This is a genomic window from Arthrobacter sp. MP_M4, from assembly GCF_035984855.1.
Taxonomy (GTDB): Bacteria; Actinomycetota; Actinomycetes; order Actinomycetales; family Micrococcaceae; genus Arthrobacter.
Window position 1 is genome coordinate 63,275 of sequence record NZ_JAXCHX010000016.1, and the last position, 19,563, is coordinate 82,837.

The window sequence follows — 19,563 nt, forward strand, 5'->3', positions numbered from 1 at the left end:
CGACAAAGCCCGGATCGCGTGGCTCAGCCTCGGGACCGGGCTGCCTCCAGCAATTCCGCCGAGACATCCCACAGCCGGTGAGCGGTCTCCGGGTCAAGGGCGTAGTCGAGGACTCCGTGGAGCCCGTCGGTTATCCGGGAGACGGTTTGGGCTTCATTGCAGTCTTCGAAATACCGTCCGCCGATTCCTTCGAGCGTGGCCGCAGTGGCAAGGAGTACGGAGGTGGCGGCGCCTTGTTCCACCGATTTGACGGGCAAGCCCGCCTGCCGAACCTGCGCTTTGGTCGCAGCGAGGACCGCGGGATCCCAGTGGCGTTGGAGATTCGTCCAGACGCCGCCGGGCATGAGCGCGTTCGCGGTAATGCCATCTGCCGCCCACCGGCGGGTGGCTTCGACGGCAAAGAGTACGTTGGCGGTCTTGGACTGCCCGTAGGCGGCTCCGGCATCGTACGGTCTGCGGTTGAAGAACAAATCGTCGAAGATCACGGGGGAGTCGCCGTGTCCGGAGGAGCTGACAACGACGATGCGTGCGGCTTCGTCCGCTGCCAGGGCAGGATGAAGTCCGCAGGCGAGGGCAAAGTGGCCCAGATGGTTGGTGGCGAACTGCAACTCCCACCCCTGGGGCGTATAGGACTCCGGGGCCATCATGATCCCGGCGTTATTGACCAGGATATGCAGCGGCCCGTTCCAGCGGGAGGCGAACTCGTCGACGGAATCAATGTCGGCAAGGTCGAGTTCGGCGGCCCGCACCCGCGGGTTGGCAGTGACTGAAGCAATACGTTCGGCGGCTTTGCGGCCGGCATCCATATTGCGCACCGCAAGGGTCACAGCCGCCCCCGTCTGGGCCAACGCGCGCGCGGTTTCAGCGCCGATTCCGGACGCGCCTCCGGTCACGACCGCTGACCGTCCGGAGAGATCGACGCCGGCCGCCACTTCTTCAGCCATGCTGAAGCGGCCGAATTCAGTGGCGAGGTAGTCCATGTGCTTCCCGTCATGATCCGGCCGGCATGTCATGTACGCGGGCCCGCCGAAGGCGTCGCATGCTCCCCGGCCGCCTCGCGCCCGGCTTCGACCGTCGCCTCAACCATAGACGTCATGAACCGGGTGGCGAGATCCAGTTCCGCCGGCGTGAATTCGGCCAGCGCGGCGGCCATATGGCGTGCGAGTGGCTGGAACATGGCACCGCCGTCGCGGTAAGCCTTGGGAGTCATGCGGAGCTGGACCTGGCGGCGGTCCGTGCCCTGCCGTTCGCGGACCACGTGGCCTGAGTTGTGCAGCCGGTCGATCAGCGCTGTGGTGGCCGGGGAACTCAGGTGCAGTTCCTTGCGGAGCACGCCGGGGGTGACGATCTGGTTCCGGGCGGTGTGCTGCATGATCACGGACAACGCGTTGAGGTCTGTCCGGTGCATGTCGTTGCGGCTGCCGGCGGCATCAGCGTAGCGGTTGGCTTCGAGGCTGAACTCCTGGAGCAGCATGACCAGCGGCGGCGGGCCGGCAGGGCCGCGGCGTTCCGGCAGATCAACGCTCACAACGGACCTTCCTTTCTGCTTCGGCCTGGCAGCCCGTACTCCGACGACGGCGCCCTCCGGAGTTTACTTCAGCGGACGCGCAGCAGCGGCAGCCATTGCCAACGAAATGTTGAGACGAATACAACCGGGCGGGTTATCTCCATCGTGGAGATAGTCTACTATGGACTCAATTCTACTCTTCCCCGGCATGCACCAGAAGGACCCATGAAAACGACACCACACGGCAGTGCCCGCGTCCCCTTCTGGTTGCGCTGGCTTATCCCGGTCCTGCTTGTCATTACCTGGCTGGCCATTGCCGGGATCGGCGGACCTACCTTTGGCCGGCTCAGCGAGGTCTCCTCGAATGACCAGGCATCCTTCCTGCCTGCCGGAGCCGAGGCGACGGCGGCCCAGGACTGGCAGGCGAAGTTCCGGGACTCCAACGAAATTCCCGCCGTCATTGTCATCGAGAGCGACTCGGCGTTCACTCCTGCCCAACTCGGCGAGGCCGCTGCCCTCAAGGGCAAATTTGAAGCCCTGCAGGCCGGCAGCACTGTCATCGGCCCCATCCCGTCAGAGGATGCCAAAGCGGTGCAGTTTGTGGTTCCCATCGATTCCTCCAGCGAGGTGAAGGACGTCGTCAAGGAACTCCGCGACGAGGTACAGGCTTCCGCCCCGGCGGGAATGCGAACCTTTGTGACCGGCCCGGCCGGGCTCACGGCGGACCTTGTGAGCGCGTTCGCCGGCATTGACGGCATTCTCTTGCTTGTGGCCCTCGGCGCCGTCTTCGTGATCCTGCTGATCGTCTACCGCTCGCTGCTGCTGCCCATCGCCGTTCTCTTCACCTCGGTCTTTGCGCTTTGCGCGGCCATCCTGCTGGTCTTTGGCATGGCCAAGCTCGGCTGGATCCAGCTCAACGGGCAAAGCCAGGGCATCCTGTCCATCCTGGTAATCGGCGCCGCCACGGACTACGCGTTGCTCTATGTGGCGCGCTTCCGCGAGGCGCTGACCCACACCACCAACCGCACAACAGCTGCGCTCACTGCGTGGAAGGCGGCCTGGGAGCCGATTCTGGCGTCCGGCGCCACGGTCATTATTGCCCTGCTGTGCCTGCTCTTCTCCGACCTCAACTCGAACAAAGCCCTTGGCCCCGTGGCCGCGGCGGGCATCCTGTGCTCGCTCTTCGCCGCGCTGACCCTGCTGCCCGCGTTGATGGCACTGCTGGGCCGCGCCGCGTTCTGGCCCTTCCGCCCCAAGCTGCTGCCCGAGACCGAGCGCGAGCCCGAACTCGTGACCGGGCTCGAAGGCCAGGAGGGCCTCTGGCACGCCACCGGTTCCCTCGTCTCCCGCCGCCCCCGGATCGTCTGGGTCACCTCAGTGTTGCTGCTCCTGGTGGCTTCCGCGGGTGTCCTGCAACTCAAGGCCAACGGCGTTCCACAGACGGCCGTCATCCTCACAGCCTCCAATGCCGTCGATGGCCAGGAATCCCTGGCCCGCCACTTCGACGCCGGCTCCGGCAGCCCCGCGGTGATCGTCGCGGACCAGGCCAAGGCCCAGGAGGTGCTGGAAAAGACGAGGGCGACCGCCGGCGTCGGGGACGCCTACCTGATGGCCGACGGCGGCGCGCCCATCACCGGTGCGCCGGCCGCTCCCGGCGCCCCGGCGCCGCCCACGGAACCCGCGGTGCGGGACGGCAGGGTCCTGATCAACGCGACGCTGAACTTCGCAGCCGACTCCAATGAGGCCGAAGGCGTGGTGGTGGTCCTCCGGCAGGACCTGAAGCAGATCGACAGCGGCGCCCTCGTCGGTGGTGTGACCGCAACCGCACTGGACACCAACACCACAGCCCAGCGCGACCTCGTCACGATCATCCCCGTGGTCCTCGCGGTCATCCTGGTCATCCTGATGCTGCTGCTGCGTTCGGTGCTGGCCCCGGTCCTGCTGGTCGCCTCGGTGGTCCTGTCCTATGGTGCGGCGATGGGCGTCTCGGCCTTCGTCTTCAATAACATCTTTGGATTCCCGGGAGCCGACGCCACCGTCCCACTCTTCGGTTTCGTCTTCCTCGTGGCCCTGGGCGTGGACTACAACATCTTCCTGATGAGCCGGGTCCGGGAGGAATCACTCAAGCACGGCACCCGTGCGGGCATCCTGCGCGGACTCGTGGTAACCGGCGGTGTCATCACCTCCGCCGGCGTGGTCCTCGCGGCCACCTTCGCAGCACTGGGTGTCATCCCCATCATGTTCCTGGTCCAGCTCGCTTTCATCGTCGCCTTTGGGGTGCTGCTGGATACCGTCCTGGTCCGCTCTCTGCTGGTCCCGGCCCTGGCTTATGACATTGGCCCGCGGATCTGGTGGCCGGGCAAGCTGGGCCGCGTTGGGACCAACACTCCCGCGCGGGGCCGCCACGCCGCCACGGAACCGGAATCTGCGGAGGCAGGCATCCGGTAACCGCTGCCACTCCAGCGGACGCCGTCATTGTCTCTGGTCCCTCCACCAGGCCACAGTGGCGGCGGCCGCTTCATCGAGGGGGGTCGGTGCCAGCCCCAAGGCGGATTGGCTGGCGGCCGAATCCATAACGAACGGGCGATCAAACTGGTAGAGAGTCTCGGTGAGTTCGCGCATGTTCGCGGATAACAACCCCAGAGCGTTGAGCGCCCAGCCGGGCAGTGCAGTGACACGCGGGGTCCGGGCGCCGGCTGCCCTGGCGAATGCTCCCGCAATCTCGCTCTGGGTCAGCCCCGGTCCGGTGGGAGCATGCCACACCCGGTTCCAGAGTGAGGAATCCTGTGCAACCCGGATCATGGCGGCCGCGAGGTCCGGCACGTACGTAAAGGAATGCGGCTGATCGGCACGTCCAATCACCACCAGGGGTTGTCCCGCCAGCACCGGCTTGAGCATGCGCTCGCCGGCATGCGCGCCGAGGACCCTGGGACCGAAGAAGTCGCCCGCCACGACGGTCGCAGAATCGGTCGTGGACGCTGCGCGGGCTTTCAGCAGTCCGGTGCGGATTCCGCGCTTGCCGCCGCGAGCTTCCCGCGGGCCTTGTTCGGTCATCGGTTGTTGTGGCTGGCTGTAGGAGTACAAGCTTTCCGGAAACACGACGACGGCGCCGGCTTCGCCCGCCGCGGCAAGTACCGTTACCTCGGCACCGGGAAGTTCCTTCGCCCACGTTTTCGCGCGGTACTGCGAGCCGTGGATGCAGTGGAAGACGGCTTGGGCGCCCCTGAACAGCCCGGCGAGCTGCGCCGCGTCGGACACATCCACAGCTTTCTTTTCGATCAGCGGGTCATCGGGCCCGCTGCCGGACCGGGTAAGCACACGGACCCGGCGGCCCGCTGCAGCGAGCTGTTCGGCCACCGTCCAGCCGACGGGACCGGCGCCGGTGACGATGAACAAGGCAGGGGCCCCGGGGGATCCAGGCTGGGACATGGCGGTCTCACTTTCGTTGTTATCACACGGCTGCGCCGCCACTGCCCGCGATCATTCCGAACCCGGACCATCGAGGACATTCTGCGCCTCGCCGGGAGCATTTGGCAGGGCCCGGGGCGGCCCCGCTGTGCTTCGGGATCCTGGCGCGGTCTCCTCGGCGTCGGCCCCTGTTGTCTGCCCGCGGCGCTCGATAGACTGCCACTGCGCCTGCCTGGGCGCGCCGAGGCTTCCAGGAAGGATCCAAACATGTCTGAAAACACCGAGTTTGACCGCACGGCAGCAGAACCGGAAGAAGAGCAGGCAGCAGAGGGCCAGTACGTCGCGGGCGACTACGGCGCGGCCGGTGCCACCGGGGAGAACCCGGCCGGAGCCGAGGAAGGAGAGTACCCCACCGGTGACTACGGGGATGCGGGCGTCAGCAGCCCGGCCGCCGTCGGCGCGCCTGAGGGCGACTACCCCGAGGGCGACTACGGGAAGGCAGGCGACAGCGCGGCCGCTGCCGTCGGTTCGGAAGAAGGCGACTATCCCGAGGGGGACTACGGCGCAGCCGGTGACTCCCGGACCGGCCGAGCTGCCGACAGCGGACCCGCGGGGCGTGAGGCGGCGGACGAGTCAGACCGCGAAGCTCACCGCGGAGACCGTTGACGGGCGGACTTCGCCAACAGCGAAATGCCGCGCAACAGTGCGGTTGCGGCCAGAATTAACCCCGGAATTCCGGGATGACCGCCGCCTGAGGGATCGTTCTATCGGCTCGTCAATTCAAAGTTGAGCGTAGGTCGCTCAACTTTGAATTGACTTAGCGCGGGGTCCGAGTAAAGTTGAGTGCAGATCGCTCAATAACCCTCGGGCCCCTGCGGTCCGCAGCCACTCAGGCGAGTTTCCAAGGAAAGAAGGACGCAACATATGTCACGTGCAGTAGGTATTGACCTCGGAACAACGAACTCCGTCGTCTCCGTTCTCGAAGGTGGCGAGCCCACCGTCATTGCCAACGCCGAGGGTGGACGCACCACGCCGTCGGTCGTTGCATTCTCCAAGTCCGGCGAAGTTCTGGTTGGCGAGATCGCCAAGCGTCAGGCCGTCAACAACATTGACCGCACCATCGCTTCCGTCAAGCGCCACATGGGTACCGACTGGAGCGTCGCCATTGACGACAAGAAGTACACCGCGCAGGAAATCTCCGCCCGTATTCTCATGAAGCTCAAGAACGACGCCGAGTCCTACCTGGGTGAAAAGGTTACGGACGCCGTGATCACCGTTCCTGCGTACTTCAACGACGCCGAACGCCAGGCCACCAAGGAAGCCGGCGAAATCGCCGGCCTCAAGGTCCTGCGCATCGTCAACGAGCCCACCGCGGCCGCCCTGGCCTACGGCCTGGACAAGGGCAAGGAAGACGAACTCATCCTCGTCTTCGACCTCGGCGGCGGAACCTTCGACGTCTCCCTCCTCGAGGTCGGCAAGGACGAAGACAACTTCTCCACCATCCAGGTCCGCTCCACCGCAGGCGACAACCGCCTCGGCGGCGACGACTGGGACCAGCGCGTCGTTGATTACCTGCTGAACCAGCTCAAGGTCAAGGGCATCGACCTGTCCAAGGACAAGATCGCCCTGCAGCGCCTCCGTGAGGCAGCAGAGCAGGCCAAGAAGGAACTGTCCTCCTCCACCAGCACCAACGTCTCCCTCCAGTACCTCTCCGTCACCCCCGACGGTCCGGTGCACCTGGACGAGCAGCTGACCCGCGCCAAGTTCCAGGACCTCACCAAGGACCTGCTCGAGCGCACCAAGAAGCCGTTCCACGACGTCATCAAGGAAGCCGGCATCCAGCTGTCCCAGATCGACCACATCGTTCTGGTCGGCGGGTCCACCCGCATGCCCGCGGTCTACGACCTGGTCAAGGATCTCGCCGGTGGCAAGGAACCGAACAAGGGCGTCAACCCCGATGAGGTTGTCGCTGTCGGCGCCGCGCTCCAGGCTGGTGTCCTCAAGGGCGAGCGTAAGGACGTTCTCCTGATCGACGTCACTCCGCTTTCTCTCGGCATCGAGACCAAGGGCGGCATCATGACGCACCTGATCGAGCGCAACACGGCCATCCCCACCAAGCGTTCCGAGACCTTCACCACGGCTGATGACAACCAGCCGTCCGTGGCCATCCAGGTCTTCCAGGGTGAGCGCGAGTTCACCCGGGACAACAAGCCGCTGGGCACGTTCGAGCTGACCGGGATCGCACCGGCTCCGCGCGGCGTCCCGCAGGTCGAGGTCACCTTCGACATCGATGCCAACGGCATCGTTCACGTTTCGGCCAAGGACAAGGGCACCGGCAAGGAACAGTCCATGACCATCACGGGCGGTTCCAGCCTCTCCAAGGAAGACATTGACCGCATGGTCAGGGATGCCGAGGAGCACGCAGCGGAGGACAAGGCCCGCCGCGAGGCAGCCGATACCCGCAACACCGCCGAGCAGCTCGCCTACTCCGTGGACAAGCTGATCGCCGACAACGCCGACAAGCTGCCGGACGAGGTCAAGACCGAGGTCCAGGCCGACGTCGACGCCCTGAAGGCAGCCCTTGAGGGCACCGACGACGCCGCGGTGAAGACCGCGTTTGAGAAGCTGCAGGCTTCCCAGACCAAGCTCGGCGAGGCCATCTACGCCCAGGCCGGTTCCCCGGACGGCGCCGCCGGCTCCGACGGCTCCACAGGTGCCCCCGCCGGCGAGTCCGCAGCGGGAGCTGACGAGGACATCGTCGACGCCGAGATCGTTGACGAAGACGAGAAGAAGTAATCATGCCGCACCACGGTAACGAAGAAGAGCACGGTTCTTCCGAGAGCCGTCGCGACGCTGAACAGCGGGAGAACGAGCCGCAGAAACCGATCATCCACGACAACCGCAAGGTTGACCCGGAGACCGGCCAGGCCCGCCACCCCGACCAGGAGCACCCCGCCGCGGGGGAGTCTAAATCCGGGGACGCGCTGTCCCAGGCCGAGGACATCCTCAACAGCGTGGAGGTTCCGGCCGCGGATTCCGTGGCCCAGGGCGCTGACGGCGCGGAGGCGGAGGAGCTCAGGAATGACCTGCGCCGCCTGCAGGCCGAGTACGTCAACTACCGCAAGCGCGTCGAACGCGACCGTGCCGTGGCAGGGGAAATGGCCGTCATCGGCGTCCTTAACGCCCTGCTCCCGGTACTGGACGACGTCGACGCCGCCCGCCAGCACGGTGATCTCACGGACGGACCGTTCGCCGCGATCGCCGCCAAGCTGGAGAACGCGCTGAAGACGTACGGCCTGGTGCGCATTGATGAGACCAACGTGGAGTTCGACCCCACAATCCACGAGGCCCTCATCCAGCAGCCCGGCACGGACGTCGAGATCGACACCGTCAGCCAGGTCCTGCGTTCCGGCTACAAGAGCGGGGACCGGGTTCTGCGGGCAGCCCAGGTCATCGTGGCTGTCCCGGCGTAGCTACCTCCGGCGCGACGCCGGATAGGGGGCGGTGCCCGTCCACGGCTGCTCCCGACGCTCGCAAGCTCGCGTCGGGAGCAGCCGTGGGCCCAGCGCGGTAGGCACACCGCCGCCCCCTATCCGGCCTCCGCGCCGGCTCGTTGTTCGCCTCATGTGAATGGACCCCCTTCGTCCGCGTCGGCGCTCACCGGTAGTCTCGCCTCAATTGTTTTGTATTTGAAAGGAAACGCCATTGGCTAGCCAGGACTGGGTGGACAAGGACTTTTACAAGATCCTTGGAATCGCCAAGGACGCTTCCGACGCCGACATCAAGAAGGCTTACCGGAAGCTCGCGCGGCAGCACCATCCGGACACCAACGCGGGGAACGCCGCGTCGGAGAAGAAGTTCAAAGACATCTCCGAGGCCTACTCCGTGCTGTCCGATGCCGATGAGCGCCAGCAGTACGACGCCATCCGGGCCATGGGCGGCGGCGCCCGCTTCGCCCCTGGCGGAGGCGGTGGAACTGCCGGCGGAGCCGGATTCGAGGACCTCTTCGGCGGCCTCTTCACCGGCGGCGGCGGGGGACGCCAGCCCGGCGGATACAACACCTCCGGCGGTATTCCCCCCGAATTCGCCGACCTCTTTGGCGGCGGTGGCTTCGGCGGCGGCCAGTCCTTCCAGCGCGCACCCCAGAAAGGTGCGGACCGGACCGCGTCCACCACCATTTCCTTTGCCGGGTCCATCCGTGGCACCACCATCGGCCTGCGTGAACCGGACGGCGAAGTGATCGACGTCCGCGTTCCGGCCGGCATCAAGGACGGACAGAAAGTCCGTGTCCGCGGCAAGGGCCAGCACGGTCCGGCCGGGTACGGGGACCTCATGGTCACCGTCTCGGTCAAGCCGCATGACTTTTATGTCCGTGACGGCGACAACCTGCGCATCCACGTTCCGGTGACCTTTCCGGAGGCAGCCCTGGGCTCGGACATCGATGTTCCGACCATAGACGGTGACAAAGTCCGGGTGCGCGTTCCGGCCGGAACGGCGTCGGGCCGAACCCTTCGGGTCAAGGGCCGCGGCGTGAAGCATGCCAAAGCCACCGGGGACCTCCTGGTGACCATCGACGTCGCCGTCCCGCGGAAGCTGAACAAGGAAGCCGAGGAGGCCGTCAAGGCGTTCGCCGCGGCGACCACCGGCGAGGACGTCCGCGCTGAGCTGGCAGCCAAGGCCCGGCTCTAGGGACGGATGCCTGCCATGGCCATCGACTACGAGCAGCCGATCTTCGTCATCTCCGTCGCGGCGGAGCTGGCGGACATGCACCCCCAAACGCTGCGGCAGTACGACCGGCTGGGCATCGTCTCGCCCAGCCGGGCCCCGGGCAAGTCTCGCCGGTATTCCCAGCGGGACGTCAATATGCTCCGCGAGGTGCAGCGCCTCTCGCAGGAAGGCGTCTCCCTTGAAGGCATCAAACGGATCCTCCAGTTGGAGAACCAGGTGGCGGCCCTTCAGCGGCGCGTCGCCGAGCTGAGCGAGGAAATCGAACGCCGCCCGCGCGCCCTGGACTCCCGCATCTTCGCTGCCGGAACGGCGGGAGACGTCGTCAGCCTCGTCCGCGGCAAGCGCCCCCGCGCCCGCTCCCAGGCCGTGGTCGTCTGGCGGCCGCGCACCTGAGGACCTAGGCGGTTGGGCCGCGCCGGGCGAAGGTCAGGTGGATGACACCGCTGGGTGATGGCGCCGCCTCGATGTCGAAGCGTTGCTCGAGTCCTTCGAGGCCGTCCCAGAGCCGTTCGCCCCGGCCGAGCAGGAGCGGTACAAGGACAATGTGCATCTCGTCGATCAGGTCGGCCTCGAGGAACCGGCGGATAGTGGTGACGCCGCCGCCGATTCGCACGTCGAGGTCCCCGGCGAGGGCGCGTGCCTGCTCAAGCGCCGCGGCGGGTTCGGCGTCCACAAAGTGGAACGTGGTGCCGCCGTTCATGGTCAGCGCCGGGCGGGGGTGGTGGGTCAGGACGACCACGGGGGTGTGGAAGGGCGGGTTGTCGCCCCACCAGCCCTGCCATTCCTCATCGGCCCATGGGCCGCGCTGAGGCCCGAACTTGTTGCGGCCCATGATCTCCACGCCGATGCCGGTGGCCCATCGGCTTGCAAAGACTTCATCGATACCGTTGGAGCCCTCCTCCCCGCCATGGAAGCCTAACTGCCCGAAGGTGCGCGTCGGCAGGGCCCATTCGAGCAGGCGAGTCCCGGCGTGCCCGAAGGGCGCGTCCAGCTGCTGTCCCTCACCAGTGCCGAAACCGTCGACCGAGACGGAGAAGTTGTGAACGCGGACGAGTGACATGGGGCTCCCTTGCTCGTGGCCGGGCGCGGGAGGAGACGCGCGGAACGGCCGGCCTCAACCGCACGCAGTCTGCAATCGATGCGCCGACCGTAGCGCAGGCTGCTGGTAACCCGCAAGGAGTTTCAGGGCGGTGCATGCTCCTCAGTAGCTGGCCGTGCCTCCGCCGTCGGGCCGGATGTATTCGGCGGCAAGAGCTTCCGAGCCGCGGGCCAGCAACGCCACGTCCGCGCCGACCAGCACGAACGACGCGCCGGCGGCCAGGTAGCCGTGCGCAGTGGCCGGGGCGAACGCGTTCACCCCGGCCGGTTTCCCGGCCGCCGTGGCGGCAGCAAGGCAGTGCTCGACGGCGGCGCGCACCCGGGGGTGTTCCTGCTGGCCCAGCAGACCCAGGGACGCGGCGAGGTCGGAAGGTCCCAGGAAGATCGCGTCGACGCCGTCCACCCGCAGGATGTCCTCCACCGAGTCAACGGCTGTTCCCGATTCGATCTGCACCGTGACGCTGATGGTTTCACTGGCCGTGGCCAGATAGCCGGGAACGCGGTTCCAGCGGGCCGCCCGGGCCAGTGCGGACCCGACACCGCGCACTCCGTGGGGCGGGTACCGCGTGGCTGCCACGGCCGCCTCCGCCTCGGCGGCGGAATTCACCATGGGGATCAGCAGGTTCTGGACGCCCAAATCGAGGTACTGCTTAATCACCACGGTGTCGTTGACGGGCGGGCGGACCAGGGTGTGGACCGGGTAGCCGTTGATGGCCTGCAGTTGGGCCAGGATGGATTCCAGCCCGTTGGGGCTGTGTTCGGCATCCACCAGCAGCCAGTCGAGGCCGGAGCCGGCGCAGAGTTCGGCTACCAGGGGGCTGCCGGAACACACCCACATGCCCGCCAGCGGGCGGCCGGCAGCGCCGGATTGGTTGCGCAGGGCGTCCCGGAACGTGGCGTCTAGTCGAAGCGGCATGTGACGACTCCCAGCGGTCCGTAGTCGGCATGGATGGTGTCGCCCTTGTAGACCCAGAGGGGGCGGGTGAAGGACCCGGCGAGGATGATGTCTCCGGCCTTCAGACTGTCCCCATGGGGGGCGATCTTGTTGGCCAGCCAGTGCACACCATTCGCCGGATGGTCCAGGACCCCCGCCGCGACCCCGGTCTCCTCGACCGTCTGGTTCTTGTACAGAATGGCTGACACCCAACGCAGGTCGACGGCGTCGGGACGGACGGGGTTGCCGCCGATCACCATCGCGCCCATGGCTGCATTGTCCGAGATGGTGTCCACGATGGTCCGGCCTTCCATCTCGATCCGGGAATCCAGGATCTCCAAGGCCGGAACGACGTAGTCCGTGGCGTTCAGCACATCGAAGATGGTGCAGCCGGGCCCGGCGAGGTCTTTCTTCAGCACGAACGCCAGTTCCACCTCCACGCGGGGATGGGTGTACTTTTCCCATTCCACGGAGCAGCCCGTTTCCAGCACCATGTCATCGAAGATGGCACCGTAATCCGGTTCGGTGATGCCGGTGGCCGCCTGCATGGCCCGGGAGGTCAGGCCGATCTTGCGGCCCACCAGGGTCCGTCCGGCGTCCTCGTTGCGCCGGCGCCACAGCTGCTGGACGGCGTAGGAGTCCTCCACCGTCATCTCCGGGTAGCGGGCGGTCAGGCGGGGAATAGGGGTGCGGCTGCGGCCGGCTTCCAGCAGCTCGTCGGCGATCGCCTCAATTGTCCTGGTATCCAGCATGGTTACAGCTGCGCCCCGAGCTTGAAGCCGGTCTTTTCCCCGCGATGGCCGTCCTCGTCCTTGCGGGTGTAGGAGAAGCCGTCGGCGCCCACCGTTACGGCCATCTCGCTCTTTTCCGCACGGACGATCACCGGCTGCGGGTTGCCGTCCAGGTCCAGGACCAGGGAGGCCTCGGTGTACCAGCTGGGCACCACAGCGTTGCCCCACCAGTCGCGGCGCTGGTTGTCGTGGACGTCCCAGGTGATGGTGGGGTTGTCCGGGTCGCCGGTGTAGTAGTCCTGGGTGTAGATCTCGATGCGGTGGCCGTCCGGGTCGAGGATGTAGAGGTAGAAGGCGTTGGACACGCCGTGCCGGCCGGGGCCGCGTTCGATCCGGTCGCTGATGCGCAGGGCGCCCATCTTGTCGCAGATCTGGATGATGTTGTGCTTCTCGTGCGTTGCGAAGGCGACGTGGTGCATGCGCGGGCCGTTGCCGCCGGTCAGGGCGGTGTCGTGGACGGTCTGCTTGCGGTGCATCCAGGCAGCGTAGGTGACGCCGTCGGAGTCCTGGATGTCCTCGGAGACTCGGAAGCCGAGGTCCTCCAGGTAGGCGCGGCCGCGCGGCACGTCCGGGGTGACCTGGTTGAAGTGGTCCAGCCGGACCAGTTCGCCGGCGCTGTAGAGGTCATACCGTTGGGTGAGCCGTTCGACGTGCTCCACGTCGTAGAAAAATTCGTAGGGGAAACCCAGCGGATCCTCCACCCGGACAGAGTCGCCGATGCCCTTGGTGAAACCCTCCTTGCGGCGTTCGGTGCGGCAGCCGAGTTCCTTGTAGTAGGCCTCTGCGGCATCCACTTCGGCGGGGGATTTCACCCGGTAGGCGAAGGCGGCAACGGCGGCAATGGGGCCTTTGCGCAGCACAAGGTTGTGGTGGATGAACTCTTCCAGGGACCGCAGGTAGATGTTGTTTTCATCCTCTTCGGTGACGTGCAGGCCCAGGAGATCAACGTAGAACGCGCGGGATTGCGCGAGGTCGGTGACGACGATCTCCATGTAGGCGCAGCGGACGATGTCGGGGGCCGGGACAGTGGGGGTGGGGACAAGATTGGTCATGGTGTGCTCTCTTCGTTGAGGACGGATGCGCGGGTCAGGCGCCGAATTTGGGCGTGTGGACGGTACCGAGGGTGATGTGGACGGTCTGCTGGTCGGTGTAGAAGTCGATGGAACGGTAGCCGCCCTCGTGGCCGAGGCCGGAAGCTTTGACCCCGCCGAACGGCGTGCGGAGGTCGCGGACGTTGTGGCTGTTGAGCCAGACCATTCCGGCTTCGACGTTCTGGGAGAAGTTGTGCGCCCGGGTGAGGTTCTGGGTCCAGATGTATGCCGCCAGACCGTACCTGGTGTTGTTCGCGAGGGCGAGGGCTTCCTCGTCGGAATCGAACGGGGTGATGGCGACGACGGGGCCGAAGATCTCCTCCTGGAAGATCCGTGCGTCCGGGGCGACGTCGGCGAACACCGTGGGCGCAATGTAGTTGCCTTCCGGGAGGTGGTCCGGGCGGCCGCCGCCGGCCAGCAGCCGGCCCTCGGACTTGCCGATCTCCACGTACCGGGCCACCTTGGCATAATGCTCCGGGTGGACCAGGGCGCCGACCTCGGTTTTGGGGTCGTGCGGGTCGCCGACAACGATGTTCTTCGCTCGGGCCGCGTATTTGTCGCAGAACTCCTCGTACACCGCGCGTTCCACCAGGATCCGGGAGCCGGCCGTGCAGCGTTCGCCGTTGAGCGAGAAGACCCCGAACAAGGCCGAATCAATTGCAGCGTCCAGGTCCGCGTCCGCGAACACGACGCACGGGGACTTGCCGCCGAGCTCCATGGAGAGGCCCTTGAGGTTCTCCGCGGCGTTGCGGAAGATGGTCTGGCCGGTGGTGGTTTCCCCGGTGAAGGAGATCAAGGGGACATCGGGGTGCTTGACCAGGGCGTCGCCGGCTTCCTCGCCGAGGCCGTTGACCAGGTTGAACACGCCGTCGGGCAGCCCTGCGTCCTTGAAGATCTGCGCCCACAATGAGGCGGACAGCGGCGTGAATTCGGCCGGCTTCAGGACCACGGTGTTGCCGGTGGCCAGCGCCGGCGCCAGTTTCCAGGACTCGAGCATGAAGGGCGTGTTCCAGGGGGTGATGAGCCCGGCGACGCCGATTGGCTTGCGGTTGACGTAGTTGATCTGGGCGCCGGGGACCTTCATGGCGTCGTCGAACTGCGCCACGATCAGGTCCGCGAAGAAACGGAAGTTCTCCGCGGCGCGCAGCGCCTGGCCCTTGGCCTGGGTGATGGGCAGGCCGGTGTCGAACGTTTCCAGCTCGGCGAGCCGGGCCTCCTGGGCTTCGACGGCATCGGCGATCCTGTTCAGGACGCGGGCCCGCTCGCGCGGCTTCATCTTCGGCCACGGGCCGTTGACGAACGCTTCCCGGGCAGCGGCGACGGCGAGGTCGATGTCCTCCTTCTGCCCGGCGGCGGCCGTGGCGTACGTGGTGTTGGACACCGGATCCAGGACATCGAAGGTCTCGCCGCCGACGGAGTCAACGAATGCGCCGTTGATGTAGTGCTGGATATGGGTGGTCAGGTCCTGCGGAACATGATGGGCGGTGGCTTCTTCGGCGGTGAACGTCATTGTTTTTCCTTATCGGTCTTGCAACGAATTGCTTTGGGCGAGGTAGGCGTCCAGGGTGGCGGAGCGGTGGAGGCGGGCGGCCTTTTCGATGTGGTCGGCGCTGGCACCGGATTCGATGAGCTGCAGCAGCGCCTCGTGTTCGTCCACCGATTCATGGGCGCGGCGGGGAACGAAGCGGAACGTGGAGGACCGGAGAGAGGCCAGCCGGTTCCAGCCCCGGTGGACCAGGTCCAGGATGTGCGGATTGGGGCAGTGCTCGAACAGGATGCTGTGGAAGTCCTGGTTCAGCTTTGTGAACCTGACGGGGTCGAAATGCGTGAGGCACTCGCGCATCTCGGTGTTCACGGCCCGGGCCCGGGCCGCGTCGGCCTCCCCGATCAACGGAGCGGACAGCGCCGTCGCGGCGCCTTCAACGATGCTGAGGGTCTGCATCGTGTAGAGGTATTCGGTGGGGTCGATCCCGGAGACGGTGGCCCCGACGTTCCGCTCGAAGGTCACCAGGCCCTCGGCCTCAAGCCGCCGGATGGCTTCCCGGACCGGCACCACGCTGACGCCCAGGTCCTCGGCGATCTTGGCGAGCACCAGCCGGTATCCCGGGGAGTAGGTGCCGTCCACGATCCGCGCCTTGACCGCCGCGTAGGCCTGCTCGGACTTGCTCCCGGCGGATGTGCCCGCGGCGCTGAGTGTGTCAGTCATGGGCTGTGCCGGCTTCCCACTTGTCATAGCGGGTCCGCCATTGGGTGTTCAGGGGGTAGAGGCCGTCCACGCTGTGGCCTTGCTGCACCATTTCGGCGATGAAGGTCTCCTCGCGTTCCTGGGCGAGGGAATCGTCGGCAAGTTCTTCGGCCAGTGCCGGCGGGATCACCAGGATGCCGTCTGCGTCCGCCACGATGATGTCCCCGGGCTGCACTGTGGCTCCGCCGCAGGCAATGGTGATGTCGGTGTCCCACGGAATATGCCGGCGGCCGAGGACTGCCGGGTGCGGGTTGGCGTAGTAGGTTGGCATGTCCAGGGCAGCCACCGCGGAAAAGTCGCGGACACCGCCGTCGGTGATGACGGCGGCGGCGCCGCGGACCTGGGCGCGGAGCGCCAGGATGTCGCCGATGGTTCCGGTGCCCTTTTCGCCGCGGGCTTCCATGACGAGGATCTCGCCCTTATTGACGGAGTCGATTGCCTTTTTCTGGGCATTGAAGCCGCCGCCGTGGGTTTTGAAGAGGTCTTCGCGGTTGGGCACGTAGCGCAGGGTCCGGGCCAGGCCCACGATGCGCTTCTCCGGGCGGGTGGAAGTGAGGCCGTCGATGCTGACGTTGTTCAGGCCCCGCTTGCGCAGCTGGGAGGACAGGGTGGCGGTGCAGACGCTTTCCAGTTTTGCCTTCAACTCCGGGCTCAGGACAGGTCCGACGGCGGCGGCCAACACGCCGGGTTCCGCGTCGGCGCCGGTGGCGGGGAGCCCGGCGGCTTCCCGCGAGCCGTACGCTTCCTCCCGCTGGAGGTCGTCGGTTTTAGGCTGCGCGCCAAAGTCCGCGAACGGCGTCGTGCCTTCCGCCACCCGGGTGATCAGACGGCCCGTGGAGAGCGCGGGAATTGTTGTGCTTCCCGCCGCCGGGCCGTCGGCGCCCTGGGTGCTGACTTCCACCTCGACTTCGTCGCCCGGCGTGGCCACCGTTGCCCCGGCGGGGGTTCCGGTCAGGATGATGTCGCCCTCTTCGAGGGTCAACAGCTGCGAAAGGTCGGCGACCAGCCGGGCGAACGGGAATAGCAGGTCCGCGGTGGTGTCGTCCTGGATCAGGGCGCCGTTGTGCCAGGTGCGGATCCGCAGGTTGTTGGGTTCCACAGCGTCCGCGGCGATCAGTCCCGGGCCGACCGGGGTGAAGCCGTCGCCGCCCTTGGACCGGAGGTTGGAGCCCTTGTCGGCGTAGCGGAGATCGTAGACACCGAGATCGTTGCTGGCCGTGACCCACTCGACGTGGCTCCAGGCGTCCTCCACGCTGACGCGGCGGGCCGGTTTGCCGATGATCAAGGCGATCTCGCCCTCGAAACCGAGGAGCTCACAGCCCAGCGGACGCTCCACCGTTGAACCGCTCAAAGCCAGGGAGGAAGATGGCTTCAGGAAGTACGACGGCTGCACCGGGGTGCGGCCTCGCTGGGCTGCCCGGCTGGGGTAGTTGATGTGGACCGCGATGACTTTGCGGGCCGCGGCCAGGATGCGGTCGGTGACCTGTTCCAAGAATTACTCCTCATCGAGTACGAAATCGTATACGAAAACTATCACCCGGGAAGGGGCGATCGTCAACCCCTGCGAAGGCTGCATTGATGGCCGCTCTTGTAACCCAAGTCATAACTGCGTACAGTTCTGCTGGGACAGGAAGTTCTATAATTGAACGTTGCGTTCCATTATCGAACACGCAGTGGATCCAGGTTCGAGCGAAGCGACGGCGTCGGTCCGCCACACAACGAAGTGAGGAAAGCCCGTGCAGTTCCACCATCACGGTTACGTATCCGGTGACCCGCGTATCCAGCCGGCCGCCGGCGTCGGGATCGATCGGCCCACGCAACTTCCGGACGAGGTCGACGTGCTCATCGTCGGTTCCGGTCCTGCGGGGGCGGTCGCAGCGGCTCAGCTGTCGCAGTTCCCGGGCATCACCACCCGGATTGTCGAGCGCCGCGGCGGGCGGCTCCCCATCGGCCAGGCCGACGGCATCCAGGCCCGCAGCGTCGAGACCTTCCAGGCCTTCGGCTTCGCCGAACGGATCATTTCCGAGGCATACCGCATCACCGAAATGGCGTTCTGGAAGCCGGACCCCGCCGATCCGTCCCGGATCGTCCGGTCCGCCCGGGCCAAGGATGACACGACCGGCATCAGCGAGTTCCCACACCTGATCGTCAACCAGGCCCGCGTGCTCGACTACTTCAGCGAATTCATGGCGAACGCTCCCACCCGCATGAGCGCTGACTACGGCTATGAGTTCCGGAGCCTGACCGTCGCCGACGAGGGGGAGTACCCCGTCACCGTCACCCTCGTCCACACGGCCGGCCCCGAACTCGGTCAGGAGCGCACCGTCCGGGCCAAATACGTTATCGGTGCGGACGGTGCCAGGAGCCGGGTGCGGGATGCGATCGGTTGCACCCTCGCAGGCGATCAGGCCAACCACGCCTGGGGTGTCATGGATGTCCTCGCCGTCACGGATTTCCCGGACATCCGGACGAAGTGCGCCATCCAGTCCGGCACCGGCGGCAGCATCCTCCTGATTCCGCGCGAGGGCGGCTACCTGTTCCGCATGTACGTCGACCTCGGGGAAGTTGATCCCAACGACAACGGAGCCGTGCGCAGCACCACCATTGAGCAGATCATCGCCCAGGCGAACGAGATCCTTCACCCGTACACCCTCGACGTGCGCAACGTGGCCTGGCACAGCGTCTACGAGGTGGGACACCGCCTCACCGACCGGTTCGACGACGTCCTTCCGGACCAGCGCGGCACCCGGACGCCGCGGGTGTTCATTACCGGCGACGCGTGCCACACGCATAGCGCCAAAGCAGGCCAGGGCATGAACGTCTCCATGCAGGATGGCTTCAATCTGGGCTGGAAACTCGGGCACGTGCTGGAGGGCCGCAGCCCGGAAAGCCTGCTCTCCACCTACTCTGCGGAGCGCCAGGTCATCGCGAAGAACCTTATCGACTTCGACAAGGAGTGGTCCACCCTCATGGCGAAAAAGCCGGAGGAGTTCAAGAGTCCCTCGGAGCTTGAGGACTTTTACGTGAGCACGGCAGAGTTCCCCGCCGGTTTCATGACCCAGTACTCACCCTCCATGCTCATCGCCGCGCCCGTACATCAAGACCTCGCCGCCGGCTTCCCCATCGGCAAGCGTTTCAAGTCCGCATCCGTGGTGCGGGTCTGCGACACCAACCCGATGCACCTGGGCCACCACGCAACGGCGGACGGCCGGTGGCGCATCTACGTCTTCGCCGACGCCGCTGCGCCTCAAGCGGCCGAGCGGGGGGGTGCGTCGCCCGTTGCCGCGTTCGCCGACTGGATCGCGAACGCGCCGGACTCGCCCCTCGCTGCCACCCCCGAAGGTGCCGACCGGGACGCGTGGTTCGACGTAAAGGTCATTTACCAGCAGGAGCATACAAGCGTCGACATCGGCGCGGTGCCTCCCGCGTTCAAGCCGCAGGTGGGGCCCTTCCAGCTCACCGATTACGAGAAGGTCTACGCCACCGATCCGGCCGCGGACATCTTCGAACTGCGCGGCCTCAACCGCAGCGGCGTGGTGGTGGTGGTGCGCCCTGACCAGTACGTGGCCAATGTCCTGCCGCTGACGGCGACCGCTGAGCTCGGTGCGTTTTTCGCGCCTCTCCTTCAGGCGGGCACCCGCGTTCCCGAACTCCAGGACCACGCAGGCTAGGTGTACTCGGCCAGGACGTTGGTTGCACGGTGAAAGGGTGAAGACCTCTTAGGTTGGTGGTTACCACACACACCGAACGACTAAGAGGTC

General features: G+C 66.4%; 17 protein-coding genes. 7 read left to right on the forward strand and 10 right to left on the reverse strand.

The genetic code is table 11. From position 1 onward, the window contains the following. Nucleotides 1-23 precede the first annotated feature (23 nt). A complete protein-coding gene (locus tag RCH15_RS12635) occupies nucleotides 24-980 on the reverse strand; it encodes an SDR family NAD(P)-dependent oxidoreductase (protein WP_326961014.1) in 957 nt (318 codons plus the stop codon). A gap of 29 nt (nucleotides 981-1,009) precedes the next feature. After that, nucleotides 1,010-1,474 carry a MarR family winged helix-turn-helix transcriptional regulator gene (locus tag RCH15_RS12640; RefSeq protein ID WP_326961033.1) on the reverse strand — a complete coding sequence of 155 codons (465 nt, stop codon included), beginning with the start codon at nucleotides 1,472-1,474 and terminating at the stop codon, nucleotides 1,010-1,012. Between the two features lie 258 nt (nucleotides 1,475-1,732). Between RCH15_RS12640 and RCH15_RS12645 the strand changes: the two genes are divergently transcribed. Continuing rightward, a complete protein-coding gene (locus tag RCH15_RS12645) occupies nucleotides 1,733-3,955 on the forward strand; it encodes an MMPL family transporter (RefSeq protein ID WP_326961015.1) in 2,223 nt (740 codons plus the stop codon). Between the two features lie 24 nt (nucleotides 3,956-3,979). On the opposite strand, the gene RCH15_RS12650 is transcribed toward RCH15_RS12645, so the two are convergent. Beyond that, nucleotides 3,980-4,936: an NAD-dependent epimerase/dehydratase family protein gene (locus RCH15_RS12650; protein WP_326961016.1), complete on the reverse strand. Its 957-nt coding sequence runs from the start codon at nucleotides 4,934-4,936 to the stop codon at nucleotides 3,980-3,982. Between the two features lie 246 nt (nucleotides 4,937-5,182). On the opposite strand from RCH15_RS12650, the gene RCH15_RS12655 reads away from it, so the two are divergent. The 5 genes from RCH15_RS12655 (at nucleotide 5,183) to RCH15_RS12675 (ending at nucleotide 10,036) form a co-directional block, all read left to right on the forward strand. Beyond that, nucleotides 5,183-5,581, forward strand: coding sequence for a hypothetical protein (locus RCH15_RS12655; protein ID WP_326961017.1), 399 nt, complete (start codon nucleotides 5,183-5,185; stop codon nucleotides 5,579-5,581). 258 nt (nucleotides 5,582-5,839) lie between these two features. Then, a complete protein-coding gene (gene dnaK, locus RCH15_RS12660; protein ID WP_326961018.1) occupies nucleotides 5,840-7,711 on the forward strand; it encodes a molecular chaperone DnaK in 1,872 nt (623 codons plus the stop codon). A 2-nt stretch (nucleotides 7,712-7,713) separates the two neighbouring features. Then, nucleotides 7,714-8,388, forward strand: coding sequence for a nucleotide exchange factor GrpE (locus tag RCH15_RS12665; protein ID WP_326961019.1), 675 nt, complete (start codon nucleotides 7,714-7,716; stop codon nucleotides 8,386-8,388). Nucleotides 8,389-8,620: 232 nt separating this feature from the next. Beyond that, the gene (locus RCH15_RS12670; RefSeq protein WP_326961020.1) at nucleotides 8,621-9,604 is read left to right on the forward strand and encodes a DnaJ C-terminal domain-containing protein; all 984 of its coding nucleotides are present in this window, start codon (nucleotides 8,621-8,623) and stop codon (nucleotides 9,602-9,604) included. Between the two features lie 15 nt (nucleotides 9,605-9,619). Continuing rightward, nucleotides 9,620-10,036 carry a heat shock protein transcriptional repressor HspR gene (locus RCH15_RS12675; RefSeq protein WP_326961021.1) on the forward strand — a complete coding sequence of 139 codons (417 nt, stop codon included), beginning with the start codon at nucleotides 9,620-9,622 and terminating at the stop codon, nucleotides 10,034-10,036. Nucleotides 10,037-10,040: 4 nt separating this feature from the next. On the opposite strand, the gene RCH15_RS12680 is transcribed toward RCH15_RS12675, so the two are convergent. The 7 genes from RCH15_RS12680 to RCH15_RS12710 all read right to left on the reverse strand — a co-directional run bounded on the left by RCH15_RS12680 (nucleotide 10,041) and on the right by RCH15_RS12710 (nucleotide 17,294). After that, entirely contained in the window at nucleotides 10,041-10,703 is a 663-nt protein-coding gene (locus RCH15_RS12680; RefSeq protein ID WP_326961022.1) for a dihydrofolate reductase family protein, read from the reverse strand. Nucleotides 10,704-10,844: 141 nt separating this feature from the next. Continuing rightward, complete coding sequence (locus tag RCH15_RS12685; protein WP_326961023.1) at nucleotides 10,845-11,657, reverse strand: HpcH/HpaI aldolase family protein; 813 nt, start codon at nucleotides 11,655-11,657, stop codon at nucleotides 10,845-10,847. After that, nucleotides 11,642-12,427 carry a 2-oxo-hept-4-ene-1,7-dioate hydratase gene (hpaH, locus tag RCH15_RS12690; RefSeq protein ID WP_326961024.1) on the reverse strand — a complete coding sequence of 262 codons (786 nt, stop codon included), beginning with the start codon at nucleotides 12,425-12,427 and terminating at the stop codon, nucleotides 11,642-11,644. The genes RCH15_RS12685 and hpaH overlap by 16 nt, the downstream gene beginning before the upstream one ends. A gap of 2 nt (nucleotides 12,428-12,429) precedes the next feature. Beyond that, nucleotides 12,430-13,518: a 3,4-dihydroxyphenylacetate 2,3-dioxygenase gene (hpaD, locus tag RCH15_RS12695; RefSeq protein WP_326961025.1), complete on the reverse strand. Its 1,089-nt coding sequence runs from the start codon at nucleotides 13,516-13,518 to the stop codon at nucleotides 12,430-12,432. A 34-nt stretch (nucleotides 13,519-13,552) separates the two neighbouring features. Beyond that, a complete protein-coding gene (hpaE, locus tag RCH15_RS12700) occupies nucleotides 13,553-15,067 on the reverse strand; it encodes a 5-carboxymethyl-2-hydroxymuconate semialdehyde dehydrogenase (RefSeq protein ID WP_326961026.1) in 1,515 nt (504 codons plus the stop codon). 9 nt (nucleotides 15,068-15,076) lie between these two features. After that, complete coding sequence (locus RCH15_RS12705; RefSeq protein ID WP_326961027.1) at nucleotides 15,077-15,763, reverse strand: GntR family transcriptional regulator; 687 nt, start codon at nucleotides 15,761-15,763, stop codon at nucleotides 15,077-15,079. Next, nucleotides 15,756-17,294, reverse strand: coding sequence for a fumarylacetoacetate hydrolase family protein (locus RCH15_RS12710; RefSeq protein ID WP_326961028.1), 1,539 nt, complete (start codon nucleotides 17,292-17,294; stop codon nucleotides 15,756-15,758). Before RCH15_RS12710 ends, RCH15_RS12705 begins: the two co-directional genes overlap by 8 nt. Nucleotides 17,295-17,538: 244 nt before the next feature. Here RCH15_RS12710 and RCH15_RS12715 point away from each other — a divergent pair, with 244 nt between their 5' ends. Next, entirely contained in the window at nucleotides 17,539-19,473 is a 1,935-nt protein-coding gene (locus tag RCH15_RS12715; RefSeq protein ID WP_326961029.1) for an FAD-binding monooxygenase, read from the forward strand. The last annotated feature ends 90 nt before the right edge of the window (nucleotides 19,474-19,563 follow it).